Origin of the sequence: Quyinboa mangrovi, assembly GCF_042219825.1 — a bacterium.
GTDB lineage: Bacteria > Bacteroidota > Bacteroidia > Bacteroidales > UBA5342 > JBHJHP01.
This window is the reverse complement of sequence record NZ_JBHJHQ010000007.1, coordinates 125,593-144,460: the sequence shown is the minus strand read 5'-3', so window position 1 is coordinate 144,460 and position 18,868 is coordinate 125,593. Positions and strand designations below refer to the sequence as shown.

Below are 18,868 nucleotides of genomic sequence, written 5' to 3'. Positions count from 1 at the left end.
TACATTTGATCCGGTGATTGCAATTTATCCTATCAAAAAGGTATTGTTAATTGGTCGGAAAGACAATGAAATTTTTAGCATTTATTATCGTTTTGCCACTCCTGCTGCTTGTGGAAATTTCCTTATCGGGACAGGTTGTTATTAATGAATTTTTAGCTTCCAATACAGGCATTATTACAGATCCTGATTACAACGAAAGTTCAGACTGGGTTGAACTTTATAACCAGGGGAATACAGTGGTTGACCTGAGTGGGTATTATTTAACCGATAATCTGTCCAATAAAGATAAATGGCAAATTCCGTCAGGAACTTCAATTGCAGCAAACGGTTTTCTGATTATCTGGACAGACGGATATAATTCCGGTCTGCACACCGGTTTTAAACTGTCCGCTTCAGGTGAGGAGATTGGACTCTTTACTCCGGACACTATACCAGTAGATACTTTAATCTATGGATTGCAGGAAGTTAACATATCTATGGGACGAACTTCAGACGGAGGCAGTTCATGGGGTTATTTCACTTCACCTACTCCCGGCACAACCAACAGTACCGCCAGTTATGATGGGATCGTAAAAAATAAACCCTCATTTGAACCATTAGGAGGAATTTTCAAAACATCTGTTTCTGTAACCATAAAAAACACCTTTGGAGGTACGGTAAGATATACGCTTGACGGATCTGTTCCAACTGAAAGTTCACCTGTTGCTCATGGAATGATTGATATAAGAGACACTCGTGCATTAAGGGCAAGGATATTCAAGCCCGGAATGGTCCCCGGTGAAGTCATTACGCATACTTATTTTATTGACCCGAATAATGAAATCGGAAAGCTTCCTGTTATTTCTTTAGCTACAGACCCCGGAAACTTCTGGGATTCTGATACAGGCATTTATGTTCAGAGTTTTAAACCGGATTGGGAAGTCCCTGTGAATGTTGAGCTTTTTCAAAATGATGGCTCAGACCGTGCAGCTTTTAATTTGCAGGCAGGGACAAAGGTCAATGGACTTTACTCCTGGCAGTTGCCGCAAAAAATGCTTGGAGTATACTTCAGAAAAGAATATGGTAAAGGCAAGCTGGACTATCCTCTGTTTTCGGATCGTGCCCGCCATATTTTTGATTCGTTTGCCTTAAGAGCTTCCGGTAGCGACTGGTCGTATACCTTATTCAGGGATGCGCTTTCACAACATCTCATGAAACTGAATTCAACGGTTGATGTTCAGGGCTACAAACCCTGTGTGGTTTATGTAAATGGCGAATATATGGGGATTCATAATATTCGTTCGAAAGTAGATGAAGACTTTATTGTGGAGAATCATGACATCGGACCTGCCGGTGTTGATATGGTGGAAAACGAAGATTATGCCGAAGCAGGCACACTTGATCAGTACCAGGATTTTTTGGCCTTATACAATAAGGATCTTATGATTCAGGAAAATTACGATGCCGTGGCATCATCCATGGACGTGGATAATTTTACAGACTTTGTGATCACCGAAATTTATGTTCGTAACAGTTCTCTTGACCATAATGTGATGGCGTGGAAGCCGCGTGATGGTGGCGTTTGGAAATGGGTACTCGTTGACATGGATCGTGGCTTCTTCAATCCTTCTTCCAGTATGATAAGTTATTTTGAGAATGAAGGTGCTACACCATTTACAAGCCTGATGAAAAACCAGGCTTATGTAAAATATTTCGGCAGGCGGCTGGCAGATCAGTTCTTTACAACCTTCAACCAGGCAAGGGTAAACCGCATTATAGATGAATTTAAAGCTGGTATAACTGATGAAATGCCCAGGCATATTACGCGCTGGCAGGGAACAACCTCAAGTTATGGCAGTGCCATTCCCTCCTTTGCATACTGGGAAGATGAAATTGATGCACTAAAAGCATTTGCGGCAGCAAGACCGGATGTAATTCTGGCCGACCTGAAAAATTACGGATTTCAGGAAAGCAGTCCGCTATCTGTTTCATCCATACCTGCCGATGCGGGTAAAATTACGTTCAACGGATTGCTTATCGATGCATCTCCAAACGTTGGATCATACCCACTGGATGAACCAATAATTTTAAAAGCAGAAGCAAAAAGCGGATATACGTTTAAAGGCTGGATAAAACCGCAGTTGATACCGGTATTCGGTGTTGAACAGACATGGAAATACAACGATTCCGGCAACGACTTAGGATCAACATGGAAAGAAAACGGTTTTGATGACCAAATATGGGCTTCCGGTCAGGCCGAGCTGGGTTATGGAGACGGTGATGAAAATACTGTTGTTGCTTACACCGGTGGATCCAATAATAAAAATATTACAACTTACTTTAGAAAAACCTTTGATATTGCGGATAAAGGTTCGGTTCAGCAACTCCGGATCAGCCTGAAATGTGATGATGGAGCCGTTGTATATATCAACGGAACAGAAGTAGCAAGAGAAAATATGCCTTCAGGAGTGATCGGCTATAACACAGAGGCTCTTGTTTCTGTAGGTGGCGTATCGGAGGATGATTACAGTACTTATCTGACAGAGAACACTGTTTTGGTTGACGGAACCAATACCATTGCCGTTGAAATACATCAGAGTTCGGCTACAAGCAGTGATATAAGCTTTGATTTGAGTCTGGATGCTTACCAGACCGATCAAAACTCGTATTATTCCACATCTAACGAAATCACCACCTCTCAGACCGGAAACCTGAGTCTGACAGCGGTATTTGAAGAAAATGGTCAGTGTGTTTTGCCGGCTGAAATAACAAACGATATGATCCTTTCACTGGCATGTTCGCCATATGTGGTTCCGGATCATGTAACCGTTGCCAAAGGTGCTACACTCACCGTTGAACCGGGTGTGGAAATATGGATGGATGATGGCATTTCCATTACGATAAATGGCCGTTTAAATGCAGAAGGAACGGAAACAGCCCCCATATTTTTCACAAGTAATCCGGACAGTCCCGAACACAAATGGAGCATATTGCGATTTGTTGGAGCAGATACATCACGCCTGAGTTATGTGGTGGTTGAAAACGCTTCTATCGGAAACCACTCTGTGCGGGAAGTAGCAGCAATTTCTGCGTTTAGTTCCATCCTTATTATGGATCATATGACGCTTGAAAACAATCATGCCAATCCAATCGCTGCACGTTATTCAGACATCACTTTAGGCAATAGTACACTTCACTCAGAAATAACAGGGGACCTGATTAACGTAAAATATGGTAAAGGTCATATTTATAACAGTTCGTTCAGGGGCAATGATATGCCGGATACCGATGCCATAGATTATGATGACGTAACAGATGGTGTGATCCGGAATTGTGTAATCCATAACTTCTTTGGGTTCAATAGTGATGCCATAGATATTGGAGAAAAATGTCAAAACATAACAATTGATTCGGTATTCGTTTATAATATTACTGACAAAGGTGTATCAGTCGGGCAGCAATCATCTGTGAAAATAAGTCAGTCGGTATTTACCAACTGTACGCTGGGTGCAGGCCTTAAGGATTCCAGTAATGTTACCATAGATCATTGCACGTATTATGGCGTAAATACTGCAGTTGCAAGCTATGAGAAAAACGTTGGCGATGCCGGAGGAAATGGCATTGTTACCAGCTCAGTTTTATCAAATACATACGATGAAACAATTCTGGTTGATCCACATTCTACGTTGAAAGTGATGTACTCTACTTCGGACAATGATACCTTGCCAGCTAATAATAACAATTATTTCATGGATCCGATTCTTAGTGATCCAAACACATTCGATCTGTCGCTTTCGCACTATTCACCGTGCTTTAATAAAGGTCTCACCGGGAACATTGGTGCAGATGTAGTATTCTCGCCTTCTGAGCATCAGCCATATATAAGTAGATTATTGTATAATTCCGATGCGAGTGCCGGTGAAGTTGAATACTTAGTCATCAGCAATCCGGAAACCGAACCGATTGATATGTCAGGGTACAGAATCACTAAAGGGGTGACCTTTGTATTTCCTGAAAATACAACGTTAGCAGGAAACGGCGAACTGATCGTAACCAACAATGCAACTCTGGACTTCTGGGCTGGCTATCCAAAACCATTATATCAGTGGGAAAGCGGACGACTTGCCAATGAGGGTGAAACCATTAGGCTGGTTTCATCGACCGGAATTATTGCCGACCAGATTAAATACAAAAATATTGCTCCCTGGCCTGTCATAACCTCCACGCATGGAATTGTTTTAGCGTCATCCAATCTGGACAACCATTTCGGAAAAAACTGGCAATCTTACAATAACAACACCTGGGTTGGATTGGAGAGTAAGAGTATGAGGAGTGAGCAAGAGGTTTATCCAAATCCGACAAGCGGATTAATTACGATTTCAGGATTACAAAATCTGCAGGTTGTTGAAGTGTATGCTGTATCCGGCAAACTGGTTAAAACAGCAATTCTGAGTGCATCAGCAAATCAAATTGATTTAAGCAACTTACCACAGGGAGTTTACCTGGTTAAAGCAGGAACGTTCCAGCAAAATGTGATCAAAATAAATGAATAGTTAAAAATGAAAAGTGAATAGCTGATTATTGTTCATTCTTAATTTTTCATTGTTCATCGTCTTATTTCTCGCAGATTAACGCAGATGTTTCCGCAGATTAACGCCGAAACTAATCGGGTCAATTTATACAGAGATCCTTCCAACATTGAACAGATCGAAACACGACCGGCTATATCGCAATTTAGGGCATAAAATTTCATGGTTCATAACACAGTCCTAAAGAGGGGAAGTTTGGGAAGGGTAATAAAAAACTTCTGCGCATCTCAGCGTCATTCATACGCGAAAATCAGCAAGAACTTTTCCCTCCCTCAAATCACACAGATTAATGCATAAAAAATTCGTAATCCCTAATTCCTAATTCGTAATTCCTTAGTGCTGTTTTCAATCACCTTAACTCCATCATCTGTTCCAACAACGATGCGATTACACATATTCAGGAAAAGGCCGGTTTCAAGAACGCCGGTCAGGTCTCTCAATTTATGATGTACATCTTCAATATTCATCGGCTTACCAAGATGAAGGTCCGCGATGTAATTGCCATTATCAGTAATATAGGTATCACCTTCTTTGCTTAGTCTTAAAACTGGATTAAATCCGAATTCCTCCAGCCGTCTTAAATGTTGCGTATAGCCATATGGCAATATCTCCACAGGCAATGGGAAATTCCCAATGGCATCTACCAGTTTGCTTTCGTCCATGATCCAGATGATCTCTTTGGCCAGTTTGGCCACTATTTTCTCACGGAACAGTGCTCCGCCTCCACCTTTGATGGCATTAAACTGCGGATCTATTTCATCTACGCCATCAATAACCAGATCAATACTATCGACTTCTTCAACTGTTAACAGCGGAATGTTTAATTCAGCAGCGAGGTTTTCTGTACTTTTAGATGTGGCAACTGCTTTTATCTTTAGACCTCCTGCAACAAGTTCTCCAACACGTTTTATCATATAATATGCTGTGGAACCGGTTCCCATTCCAAGGATCATACCATCCTTGATGTATTCTGCTGCTTTTTCGCCGGCAATTTTCTTTTGAAGCATGTCTGTTCTCCTGAGAATTAATATGTCCAGCAAAAATAATATTTTTCAGGCAATGTTTACCCTAAGCTGTTCTGTTCTCAAATATTGTGACATTTATTGACTGAACAGTAAAAAATTTCTCACTCATTTCTCAATGTTTAATTTTTCCACCGCTCCAGACGCTTTACACCTCGCGTAAAGAGCCATGCAGTAAATTTACCATGACCTTGCTCCACCATTTTCTGACGACAGAATTCCTGAAACTCTTTCACACTCCCTTTAAATGTAAACTCACCGTTTTGATAACAGTAACTACAGTATTTCAGATTCTTTGTACCATCAGCATTGGTGCCGCCTTTTTCAACGTCTTTGCTCAAAGGCATTCCGCAACTTTGACACATTTTGTTTGGCTTTTCCATTTTGGGTATTTTAATAAGTACAGTGATCTTTTAAACAAAATTTACTTTTTAGAATAGGCAAGCACATTCCATAGAGCCTTTATTTTGGCTTCCGGATCCCATTTCCCGTTGAATGTCCATTGTGCAGTTATATCTTCTGGTCGGGGTGAGCCTTTTGCCTCGTCAAGATTGTTTTTCATCCATTCAAAGTTTCCGCCTTCCCGTGTGACGTTGAACATATAAACCCGCTGACCCCACGGACACGGATCGAGCACTTTGTCGGTATATGCATAACCAATCGGATGATCGATAATCTTATCGGTCATGGTGCAGTTGAGCAGGAAAAACTGTGCGTCGTGATGGTAACGTCCAAGTGTGACCGGGCTTTTAGAGTCGAAATGTGAATCAGTTATCACCAGTTTTTTATCATAATCGCCCCGCCCATCATGCCATATCAGCGCACGCCCGTCGCCATAAAAGGTACAACGCGTTGCATAGCACCAACCGCGTGGACATAAAAAATCAACACCCGGACAACGCAGGTCAAGATCGGCATGGTAATACATTCCGTTGCTTCCAGGTGCCCACAAAGAAAGGGCGTCATTGCCATCTGCCCACACATTGCAGTTGATGACAATGGTACGTGTGGCTCGTCCGAAGATGGCCATCTGATGTGCGGTGGTTTCCTCTACGGTACTACCATAATTGTTGTAAACTGTTAAACCACTGATTATGCAGTCATCGGCACCTTCCTGCAACACAATCACGCCATTACCAACCGGCTTTCCTTTGTATTCCTTAATCGTACGCTTACTGGCCAGTTCAGCGTAAACAAGCCGGGTACTGTCGCGGTCCTCCCCAAGCAGCACAATGTTTGGTTTATCAATAATGACTTTCTCGTTGTAAATCCCGTTTTTTATCAATATCACATACGCGTTCATTGGTGCATCTGGTGCAGATTCTATGGCAGCCTGTATGCTTTCTCCGGGCGATACCATGGCCTGGTAACGCTGGGCATACGACGTTCCACAAATGAGATATGCACAACAAAAGATAAAACTGTAAACTATGTTTTTCATTCTGTGATTGTATTAACTCTAATTATGTGCCTGCTGAATTTTACTCTTTAAACTAAAAAGTATGACGTTTCCCTTTTTAAAACGAACATTAAAATAGAAACGGGATCATTTCATTTTCAACCACTTAAAAGTAATCAATTTCAGTGAACAATTTATAATGAAAAATGAATAATGCGTTAGTCTTTAACCAGGCTTATAATCTTTTTCTGAAAATTTGAATCTTCCGACTTAATGCTTAATACATAAATTCCATTGGGTTCATCTGATATATCTATGTAATGATTGTCTTCCCCTTCACCAATAATCTCCTGGAAAACTATATTCCCTGTCAGAGAATAAATTGACAATAATGCATCTTCATTGAGAGACGTAAAGGATATGTTGAACTTCCCATTATTGGGATTTTCAAATACTAAAATATCATCTGAATAGTTTTTCTCAGTATAGGTTGAATCAAATTCAAGATTCCACTCAAAATTATATATAGCTACACCTTTATAATTTGAAAAATTAAATAGCAAATAATATGTATAGGTATTAATAAGAGGATTAAGATCTATTTCAAACTGTTTACCCAAATATGCTTGATACTTGTTATAGGATAAGTTGTCTACGCTTTTAAAATCCTTACAATCTCCATAGTAGAGATAGATGCCCAAAATTGCATCAACACTATCCGGAATAGTCCCTGATAAAATATATTTGCCGGTTTTATTGATCCTTAATTTATAATAATATTTGTGGGCATTCAGCAAGAGTCTATTAGTGCCTAATTGTGCTAGCCTGGCATCTCTGCAATCATTAAGTCTATCGACTTTTAATGGTGCAATACTCCAGTTTTTTACTTCATATTGATTATAAATCCATTTTACGTAATTTTCTCTTACAGAATCCAATTCGTAAATTGGCCAATAAATGTTGGATGAGATGATTTCTTTCTTTCCAAGAGAACTTCCATGCGATGAATAGAGTTCTATTTCAGAATCTGAAATTTCATATTCAACAGAATTAATTGTATAATAATTTGTCGGAGTATACCCTAACTTATACCAATCATTTTTGTATTCACTGTGCCTAGAAACAGATTCATTGGTATTCAAATTATGAATATCCCGTTTTATTATACTAAAATCGAATGTATCTGATGGTTCACTCATGAGTTCTATTAAATACTTTCTTCTTTGCAAAGTAATCATGGTTGCTTTTGTTGAATCATCATAAATCTCAATTCCATCATTATATCTTGAATCTGTATAACTCACATTAATGGTTCTTTTTCTACCATTTTTCTTAGGAACAATTATTTCGTATACCTTATTAGCTGAATCATTCTCAAATAAAAAATATTGGGTTCTACTGTTTGAACCTGTTCTGGTATTTGTCCCAGGTGACGCATTGATTGGAAGATCCTCATAATCACCTATACGTCTGTAAATGAGATTCCAACTATATGATTGTTTTACACTATCGCCCCGAAAGCAAATTCTGAATTGACTCCCTTTACTACAACTCTGTTTCAAAATATGATCTCTGCTACTATTATAGTAGTAATCTATCCATTCCTGTATCTGTAAATTATACTCATCAGGACAACCAGAATACAATTCCAACCGGGTTTTGACCTCAGAATCCTTATCAATTGAGATGTCCAACTCACCATCTTCCGGAGCCGTATAAGTGTACCAAAGATCACCATAATCTGTATGCGTTGCAACATTATTACCTTCTATTGCCTGCTTACAATCCTCACATCTACCATGTGGACCAAACGGTGTTTCCGTCAAATTCCATGATATATTATCATCAAAATTAGATACGTCCCAAAATAAAATATAGGTCGTATCCTTATAAGCCTGAAATGTATAAATGGGATAATTATAATCACACGATTCTTTGGAAGTCCAGATGGCTTGGTTATTACATTCTTTATAAACCTGTAAATTAGAATGACTTCCATTCTTAAATTCACAGCACGAAATGGTAATTTCAGAATTCTCCTTGGCAGTATATGAAAACCACTTCCTCGTATCTGAATCCGAAATGTTTGGCCCCTGATCAACTGATATAGGATAAATACAATTTTCCCCATCTTTATAAGGTATTACCGAAAGCCTCCAATCCATTATATGCGTTGAGTCATTATACCAATTTTTAAAATAAATATAATACGTAGCCCCTTTTTTGCACTCAATAGTTTTATTAAACTGATTCTCTCCACAATATCTTGACCAACTATAAACCGAAGAATCGTCTTTATAAATTCTAATTTCTTCCAGCATTCTATCAACAGGTCCCAAATTACAATTATTTATATTCAGGTAGCCATCAACCCCAGGTGTATAACTGAACCATTGTTCACGGAAATTTGAAAAATTACATTCATTTCTTCCTAAAACTGCTTCTAAAGGATCTTTCTTATAATCTCCCTGATTAAATTTCAGCTCTTCAATTTCCCATGAATAAGCATCTGTTATATTATCCTCTAACCATTTAATGTATACGGTATCATTTGGAGCACATTTAATCTGAATTCTGGCTTGTTTATCACAAAAATCATTATTTGCAATGTTTGTATATAATTGATTTACACTATCTGCCACTGCTAAATATGTATCCTGTTCTGTTAAACCACAAGATGATATAATTAATTCACCATAATTTTGAGGTATGTAATAAAAATACGAATGCATCGCATTTATTTTGTCGGTTACATTAATACCTCCATATGCTTCCACGGCTTTTCTAACTTCATCACCTGGCTCTGTTTCCTGCTCGGAAATTTTCCATGTAACCTTCTGTGATGAACCATTACTATACCACCTTATCTTTATAGGAAATCCAGTTTCACATTTTATTGCTGCCTTGTGTATTGAGGAATTATATAAACCCCAAATTGTATACCAATATCCTTCCAGCTTTTCAAACAAACTAATATTAGGCACCGAATCAGGAAAATCCAGTAAGTCAATCACCACTTTACCATCAGTTTTAGGGATATATCTGTACCAGGTATCCGTTAGGGTGTTGGTACTATAATCACCCTCCGTAATCAAAATAGGAAACTGTTCTGAACCTTCTTTTAAAGTTGTTTCAATTACGATTATTTCATATTTATTGGTAAGATTATTGCCCTTTGATTTAATGAGTATTGTATCTCCAGACGACAAATATAATTCCTCATTTGAATCTAATAACGAATCACAATTTTTATAAATTGAGATATCAACCCTACCTCCGGCATTTAAACTTGAAGTTGATACATCCAGTTTACAACGGTTTTTAGTCACATATTGAAACCAGTACTCTGTATTCCCGGACACAGTGATCTGACCATCAATAATCTCAGGAGATGTACAATCGGAAGGATTTTCTCTTAAATCCCAAAGGAACCTATTATCATCAAAATAATTGTTTTTCCCAAGATAAAATAAATAAGCTTTCCCCTTTTTTACTTCCACCTCTATTTTACCGTCATCATTAAAATCGTAAAAGAGGAAGTCTGAGAGTAAATGTCCACTTTCCTCATCATAAATTTGCAAAATAACCCGACTGCTAAAATATTCAGGTACAATATTTACAGTCATACTTGAATCAGGAATGTATCTATACCAAAGACCTTTACCCCAATGAAAATCAATTTTATAAACACCTTGTTCTATATTGATGGGCTCAAACTGAGTCTCTCCCTTATAAAAATTATGTTCTCTTGCGTAAAAATAGCTTTCATTACTTAATCTAAGCCTGAAAACATATTCAACACCAGGTTCGTATCTAAACTTAAACTGGTTTTTAAATGAAGTCACCTCTTCTACAATAACATCCACTATTTCATTTGATTGCTTTTTTAAAACAGTCATTGAAGATTTTGGACCTTTTTCAATTGGATCAATAATTAAATATCCGGAAGAATCACTTTTAAAATGATACCAATGATCTTTAAGCCCGTTGTATGTTACAATTGTTGTATCATTAGGTACTAGTTCCCTGGCCAGGTAAAACGTTTCTCCAGACTCTGGTGCCGTGTTTTGTATTTCCAAAAACATTTGTTTCGTATCTTCATGGAAATTGAATAATTTAAAATAGTATACTTCCCCCTTAACCGTTGAAATTAAATAGGGCCTTTTAGAATCATAACTAACTATGGAATTATCATATAAATTAAAGTAGTGATCTGGTACACCAAAATACATTCCGGAGATATCCCGACTAAAATACAATTCGATCACTTCATAGTCATTACTTGTATATTTATACCATCTGGTTGATTTTGGAGGAATTTCAATGTCCAAATGGTTCTTCCCTATTTCTATCGCCGTTGTTGCATGTTCTCCGGCACCGATATTCTCTTTCTCCAATTTCCAGCTGTAATCGCCTTTTGCATAAATGCCCCTCCAGCGAATTAAATAAGTAGAATCTTTCTCAGCAATAAACCGGATGCTGGACTGTGCATCACATGCATCATCGTTCTCCTCAATTGGATGATCTGAATTGATGTAATAAATTTCACAATATGTATCCTCGTCCGTTTCATCGCAACTGGATATTACCAAATAGGTGGGATGCTTTGGTGTATATTCAAACCAGCAATCATCAGAATTGATATGTTCTGAATAATTAAGACCTAAAACGGCTTTAATGGGTGTATTTCGAGTATTAGGTAAAACATTAAGGATGATGGATGTTAACAGAAGAAATATTAAAACAATCTTTTTCATATGGCAGGTTTTCTTCATTACAATATGCATTATTCAATCCTCAAACAGGTCAACCGCAAACAGTTTCATATCAAAAATAAGCAAAAGTTTTGTCCTGACAAGTAATTTATCTTCCTTGTTTGCCAGCATTAAAAGCTCACCATCAAGCCAATATTATTGGAATAGCTAAAAAACAGGACGGCTGATGATGTGTTGGAGTTTCCCAGCATATCACCATCAAAACTGTACGCTATGGATATACCTTTATATACTGTTAAAGCAACACCAACAGAGTATGAGGGAACATAATCCCACAAATCCCAGTAACTGTGAGCACTTTTAATATTGTAAATATTCAGTCCAAGTGAAACCTGAGGCTTAATTATTTTTCCCGGATACTGGTATTTGAGCGACACGGGTATTCTTGAAATTTTATACGAATAATAACGGGATTCCGCTAGTGCACGCTGAAAACCAAGGCCCAGGTATAATTTTTCTCCCGAAACGGGGTAATACCCTTTTAAACTGTACATTAAGAACTTTTCCTCAGGTTGAATGCCTCTTAAGCTAATATTTAACCAACCAACACCAAGAATAAATTCCGGCTCCATGTGTAAATCATGATACACCTTATAGTTGTCCTCGCCACTTTTTATCTCATCGTATGCTTCAACGACTTTTATTAAACTGTGGTGATTTGGTCTGTTAATACGATTAATCTGTTCTTCAAGTTTCGGAACATCGGATAAAGAATCCAGCAAGACCTTTCTAAACTCGGTTGTATGGAATGTATATTGCCCAAAATACTGGAAATTAGGAGGATGATTAGTAGGAATATATTTTATCCCATCATCCCCGATACTGTCCGCATGTACATACACATGACGTTCTTCATAATCAAGCGCTGCCAGGCTGTTTTGATGCTTTTCCAGAAAGAATCTCCTTTCAGTTCCAGAAATGTAATAATATAAACTGGCGTACCCCTCAATAAGTAATTCAAGAAATTTTGTTTTCCCATCAATATTCCGGGATACAAAAACCCGACCTCCTGTAAAACCATAAGCAGATATTTCTCCGGGTAAATATTCTGTTCTGACACCTTTTTCTGGTTTAAACGAACAAAGATTGCACATGCGTTTGTCCGACCGGTAATCAACCTTACCCTGAATCGTATCATGATCATTGGTAATAATAAATCCACTTCTGAAGTTTACCTGGCTGTATCCCGGGAAACAGGACAAGACCAGAAATAAAAGCACAACAAGTTTTATCTTTTTCATAGTTTACGATTTATGTAGGTTGAAGAAGCATCGATGTACAAATTCCTCCATCAAATACCATATTTCTTTCAATAATAGTTGTTCTGTTTTTCAGCTTTAAGAGTTATCATTAGATTAAACAGGTTTCCATTCAAAAAAATTCTATCAGGTTTTTATCACCGGTTTTTACATTATATAAAAGTTAAAAGTAATAATAAAAATTAATTTTTGATGATGAGTCTTTTAATTTTGCATCATGATCCGCAAAATCATACATATTGATATGGATGCGTTTTTTGCTGCCATTGAACAGCGTGACAACCCTGATTGGCAGGGCAAACCGCTGGTGGTTGGCAGTCCCAATGCACGGGGTGTGGTAGCGGCTGCCAGTTACGAGGCCCGCAAATTCGGCATTCATTCGGCCATGCCATCGGTGACGGCTAAACGCAAATGTCCGGATCTGATCTTTACCCGCGGAAATTTTGACAAATACAGGTACGAGTCCAACCGGATCCGGGATATCTTTCATCAGTATACCGATCTGGTTGAACCACTTTCCATCGATGAAGCTTTCCTGGATGTTACCGAAAATAATTTCAATAATCCATCAGCCACACTGATCGCAAAAGAGATTAAGCAAAAGGTAAAAGCGGCTACCGGATTAACCGCATCAGCCGGTGTATCCTACTGTAAATTTTTGGCTAAAGTGGCTTCAGATATGGATAAACCAGATGGGATATTTGTGATCACACCGGAACAGGCACAGGATTTTCTGGATGCATTAGCTGTAAAAAAATTCTTTGGCGTAGGAAAAGTAACGGCAGAAAAAATGCATACGCTGGGGATTCATACCGGCAAAGATCTCCGGGCGATGAGTCGTCAGAACCTGCTACAGATTTTTGGCAAAGCCGGCGCATTCTACTATAACATCGTTCGTGGCATTGATGACCGGCCTGTTGAACCCGACCGCATCCGTAAATCGGTTGGAGCAGAAGACACGTTTTTAAAGGATCTGTACAGCAGGGAAAGCTTGTCCGGCGAACTCCGAAAAATTGCTGAAAAGGTAAGTGAACGGATGCTGAAACACCAGGCCCTGGGCAGAACCATCACGGTGAAGATTAAATTTGCCGATTTCGAACAGATCACCAGAAGTCGCAGTCTGATCAATGCCATATCGGATGAAAACACTATTTTTACAAGCGCAAATAACATGTTGCTCGAAGCCCTTGAAACCGAAGAACGTCCGGTTCGGCTTCTGGGAATTTCAATGAGCAACCTGCATGCCCTGAATGATGGAGAACCTATTCAGTTGAGGATTGAATTTGATACAGAAATTGACCATGAAACAGATCGCTGACATTATCGCACAAACCCTTTCGCTTGAACTAAGCCAGGTAAATAACACCATATATCTGCTGGACGACGGTGCCACCATTCCCTTTATCAGCCGCTATCGCAAGGAGCTTACCGGTAATCTTGACGAGGTGAAAGTCGCTGCAATAAGCGAACATTACGACAAGCTGAAGGAGCTTGAAAAGCGCAGGGAAACCATACTGAATACCATTCGTGAACAGGAAAAACTGACGCCCGAACTGGAGGAAAAGATTAAAAATTGCTTCTCTTCTACTGAACTTGAAGATATTTATCTGCCTTACAAGCCGAGGCGGCGAACCAAGGCACAGATTGCCCGCGAAAAAGGACTGGAAGGGCTGGCAAAGATCATCATGAAACAACAGGTGGATGATCCGGAATACAGTGCCCGTCGTTTTCTGAATGACGAAGTCAAAACCACCGATGAAGCCATCGAAGGCGCACAGCACATCATTGCGGAATGGATCAGCGAACACGAAACGGCCCGTAATATCGTGCGCCGGAGTTTTGAAAAAGCAGCTGTCATGACGGCCAAAGTCATCAAAGGCAAAGAAGAGGAAGGGGACAATTACCGTGACTATTTTGAGTTTTCGGAATCGTTGAAACGTATTTCATCTCATCGTTTACTGGCCATCCGGCGGGCTGAAAAAGAGGGCGTTCTGCGCGTATCCATCTCTCCCGAGAAAGCGTCACCTTTACATCACCTGGAACGCTTTTTTGTAAAAGGCAATACGGCATCGTCCGATCTTGTTTATCAGGCCATGGAAGATGCCTATAAACGTCTGATTAAACCTTCCATTGAAACCGAATTTGCGGCCCTGTCCAAGGAAAAAGCGGATAAGGACGCGATCAATATTTTTGCCAATAACCTCAGACAGTTGTTGCTGGCTCCACCACTGGGCCAAAAACGTATTCTCGCCATTGATCCGGGATTTCGTACCGGTTGTAAGGTGGTTTGCCTGGACGAACAGGGCAACCTGCTGCACAACGAAACCATATATCCTCATCCACCGCAGAGTCAGACCGGACTGGCGATGAAAAAATTATCATCCCTGGTAGAAATGTTTAAAATTGAGGCCATCTCTATCGGGAACGGCACAGCAAGCCGCGAGACAGAATCATTCATTCAGCGTATCCGGTTCGACCGCGAACTGAAAGTGTTTGTAATCAGCGAAGCAGGGGCATCGGTTTATTCGGCATCAAAACTGGCACGCGATGAATTCCCTGAATATGATGTAACGGTACGTGGTGCCATCTCCATCGGACGCCGGCTGATGGACCCGTTGGCCGAACTGGTTAAAATTGAACCCAAAGCCATCGGTGTGGGACAATACCAACACGATGTGGATCAGAACGAACTGAAGAAGTCACTGGATATGGTAGTGGAATCGTGTGTGAACCATGTGGGCGTAAATCTGAATACAGCCTCAAAACATTTACTGAGTTATGTGAGCGGTCTGGGTCCGAAAGTTGCGGAATCAGTAACAGATTTCAGAAAAGATAACGGAGTATTTAAAACCCGTGAGGACATTAAAAAAGTCCCCGGTCTGGGAGACAAAACATTTACCCAGTGTGCAGGGTTTTTACGCATCCCTGATGCCGTAAATCCACTGGATAATTCTGCTGTTCATCCGGAATCGTATCACATTGTAACGGCTATGGCACGCACCCTTAAAAAAGAAGAGAAGGATCTTATCGCCGACAAAACACTTCTGGGAGGCTTGCAACCGGAACAGTTTGTCACCGGATCCATAGGTATCCCAACTATTTCCGACATCATCAAAGAACTTGAGAAACCGGGACGTGACCCCAGGAAACAGATTAAGGTATTTGAGTTCGATCAGAATATTCGTAAGATAACCGATCTTAAGCCGGGCATGGTTCTGCCGGGCATCATCAGCAACGTCACAAAATTTGGTGCGTTTGTAGATATTGGTATTAAAGAAAACGGACTGGTACATATTTCGGAACTGGCCGATAAATTTGTCAGCGATCCAACTACGGAAGTCTCGTTGCATCAGCAGGTGTTTGTCCGCGTTCTAAGCATCGATCATGACAGGAAACGCATCGCCCTTTCCATGAAGAATGTGAAACAGTAATTCAGATATAAGATTCAAGACACAAGACATAAGACACACTTTTGCGTGTTTTAAACAATTTCTCGTAGATACATGCAGATTAATTTTATGAAAAAACATGCAAAACTATTATAAATCAAATATTAGCACTATTATTTCAATACATGATTAATCCAACTGTGTATTATTTTTTCAGAAATATTCAAACTCTAATGTTGCTCTATCTGTAATAATCATTTTCTGAATAATACCATCCATTTCTGAATACTTTTGATTCATCAAAAGTATTAACAGGGTGAATCCTGATTTTGGAAAGAGGGTGTTTAACTGCCTTGTTGGATCTAAATAAATTTTGAAAGTATGTAGTTCTGCCTTCAATGTCGAACATATTACATAAAAACCTATATTTACTCTGTTTTATCAATCCCAACGACGCAACATTGAAGAAGATCGATTACGCCTTTTTAAGCTATCTGTTTTTCAGTACGTTTCTCATGGCATTTGCAATGGATGCATCTGTGCATATTTTACCACTAATTTTAATTCGGATACTGATACTACCCATAGTTTTTCTGCTGATATATTATGAAAAAAGGACTTTGAATCCTGTCGTGTTGCTGATGCGTTACGCTTATCCGCTGATTCTGAGTGGTTACTTTTATTCCGAAACAGTACATTACAACAAGTTTTTTTTTAGCAATATTGACCCACTGTTGATTCGGGCTGATGAAGCCCTTTTTGGCATGCAGCCTAGCCTTGTTTTTTCAGAGCACTTTCCCGGTCATCTGTTCAGCGAACTGATGTATTTTGGTTACTTTAGTTTCTATATTCTTCTGGCCGGATTTGCAATTTACGTTTTTGTAAAAAAGAGGGATAGCTTTAAGCGTCTGATGTTTGAACTGACTTTTTCAATGTATGTATTTTATTTGTTGTTTAGCATCATTCCATCCGAGGGCCCTCAGTTTTATTTTTCATATCCCGAAAATGTGGTGCCGGGAGGGTATTTGTTTGCTTCTGCTGTGCATTTTATTCAGAAAATGGCAGAACAGCCTACAGGAGCATTCCCCAGTTCGCATGTGGGCATCTCGGTTATTATTCTGATTCTTTCAAGGAAATATATTCCGCATTTTTTTCATGTGATATGGCCGGTGGTCATCATCCTTATCTTTTCAACAGTTTATATCAAAGCGCATTATGCTGTTGACGTGATAGGAGGATTGATTCTGGCTCCGTTAATACTCATATTGTCCAACCTGATATACAGGATTCCTGACGGGTGGCATAAAACTGGTTCAACTTAATTATACAGCCCATGGTTACAGTTCGGGAGGTTCTTAATAGAAGCGATCTGAAGATATTTATTCATCTGCCGTTTAAAATTCATAGACACCATAAGCAGTGGTTACCGCCGCTTCTTTCGGATGAGTGGAAAGTATTCGATAAAACAAAAAACCATGCCTTTGAACATTGCGATACCATTATGATTCTCGCAGAAAAGGATGGAAAGGTGGAAGGCCGTATCATGGGCATCATAAATCATGTGTATAATGCCGGCCATAACGAGAACAATGCCCGCTTTTGTTTCCTGGAATGCACAGAGGATTATGAGGTTTTTGAAGCACTGACTGAGGCCGTGGAAAAATGGGCAAAGGACAAAGGAACCGAAAAAGTGGTAGGGCCACTGGGATTTTCAGATAAGGATCCGCAGGGATTTCTAATTGAAGGGTTCGATGATCCGGTTACAGTTATGGTTACGAATCATAGTTTTCAGTACATGGTTGATTTTACTGAGCGACATGGTTATGGCAAAAAACTTGACCTGTTTCAGTACCGAAGTACGATCCCTGAAATTGTTCCTGATGTATATTATCGCATAGCGGAAAGGGTTAAAAACAGAGGCTTTAAGGTATTGAAGTTTAAAAACTCAAAAGAAATAAGGCCTTATGTTCAGCCGGTGTTCGACCTGATTAACGAAACGTATACCGATATTTATGGCTTTGCGCCTTTGGATGAGCAGGAAGCCAGAGAATTTTCCGAGAGGTTTTTGCCGTTATTAAATCATGAATACATCAAAGTTGTGGTTGATCCTGACAACAATGTTGTTGCCTTTATTGTGGCCATGCCGGATATAAGTAAAGGATTTAAACAAGCAAAAGGGAAGTTATTCCCAATTGGGTTTGCATATATTTTGCGCTCATTTAAAACCACAAAGCAATTAAACCTGCTGTTGGGATGCGTGAAGACCAATCTTCAGAATTCAGGCATTGATGCCCTGATGACTGTGGCCTTGTTTGAATCTGCCAATAAAGGAAAACTGACTACGCTTGACAGTCATTTGATTATGGAGGAAAATGTTCGCATGCGGGCCTTAATGGAACGGCAGGACTATACGATCTATAAGAAATACCGGATCTTTGAAAAAAAAATAGGTTAAA

Annotated in this window: 10 protein-coding genes; 5 read left to right on the top strand and 5 right to left on the bottom strand. The window is 39.4% G+C overall.

Translation table 11 applies throughout. The features are described 5' to 3' along the window. The first annotated feature begins 65 nt into the window (after positions 1–65). Complete coding sequence (locus tag ACE1ET_RS15745) at positions 66–4,532, top strand: CotH kinase family protein (RefSeq protein WP_375729378.1); 4,467 nt, start codon at positions 66–68, stop codon at positions 4,530–4,532. A 347-nt stretch (positions 4,533–4,879) separates the two neighbouring features. On the opposite strand, the gene rpiA is transcribed toward ACE1ET_RS15745, so the two are convergent. From rpiA to ACE1ET_RS15720, 5 genes are all read right to left on the bottom strand, one after another. Next, on the bottom strand, positions 4,880–5,608 hold the full coding sequence (gene rpiA, locus ACE1ET_RS15740) for a ribose-5-phosphate isomerase RpiA (protein WP_375729377.1): 729 nt from the start codon (positions 5,606–5,608) through the stop codon (positions 4,880–4,882). A 104-nt stretch (positions 5,609–5,712) separates the two neighbouring features. Beyond that, positions 5,713–5,973 (bottom strand): zinc ribbon domain-containing protein, encoded by a 261-nt coding sequence (locus tag ACE1ET_RS15735; protein ID WP_375729376.1) that lies wholly within the window; start codon positions 5,971–5,973, stop codon positions 5,713–5,715. Positions 5,974–6,014: 41 nt separating this feature from the next. Next, the gene (locus tag ACE1ET_RS15730; RefSeq protein ID WP_375729375.1) at positions 6,015–7,031 is read right to left on the bottom strand and encodes a pectinesterase family protein; all 1,017 of its coding nucleotides are present in this window, start codon (positions 7,029–7,031) and stop codon (positions 6,015–6,017) included. Positions 7,032–7,207: 176 nt separating this feature from the next. Continuing rightward, positions 7,208–11,746: a T9SS type A sorting domain-containing protein gene (locus tag ACE1ET_RS15725; RefSeq protein WP_375729374.1), complete on the bottom strand. Its 4,539-nt coding sequence runs from the start codon at positions 11,744–11,746 to the stop codon at positions 7,208–7,210. A 128-nt stretch (positions 11,747–11,874) separates the two neighbouring features. Further along, positions 11,875–13,005 carry an O-fucosyltransferase family protein gene (locus tag ACE1ET_RS15720; protein ID WP_375729373.1) on the bottom strand — a complete coding sequence of 377 codons (1,131 nt, stop codon included), beginning with the start codon at positions 13,003–13,005 and terminating at the stop codon, positions 11,875–11,877. A 235-nt stretch (positions 13,006–13,240) separates the two neighbouring features. On the opposite strand from ACE1ET_RS15720, the gene dinB reads away from it, so the two are divergent. The 4 genes from dinB (at position 13,241) to ACE1ET_RS15700 (ending at position 18,867) form a co-directional block, all read left to right on the top strand. Next, on the top strand, positions 13,241–14,341 hold the full coding sequence (gene dinB, locus ACE1ET_RS15715) for a DNA polymerase IV (protein WP_375729372.1): 1,101 nt from the start codon (positions 13,241–13,243) through the stop codon (positions 14,339–14,341). Next, entirely contained in the window at positions 14,325–16,454 is a 2,130-nt protein-coding gene (locus ACE1ET_RS15710; protein WP_375729371.1) for a Tex family protein, read from the top strand. The genes dinB and ACE1ET_RS15710 overlap by 17 nt, the downstream gene beginning before the upstream one ends. A 419-nt stretch (positions 16,455–16,873) precedes the next feature. Next, positions 16,874–17,734 (top strand): phosphatase PAP2 family protein, encoded by an 861-nt coding sequence (locus ACE1ET_RS15705; protein WP_375729370.1) that lies wholly within the window; start codon positions 16,874–16,876, stop codon positions 17,732–17,734. 11 nt (positions 17,735–17,745) lie between these two features. Continuing rightward, positions 17,746–18,867 (top strand): hypothetical protein, encoded by a 1,122-nt coding sequence (locus ACE1ET_RS15700; protein WP_375729369.1) that lies wholly within the window; start codon positions 17,746–17,748, stop codon positions 18,865–18,867. Position 18,868: the final 1 nt, after the last annotated feature.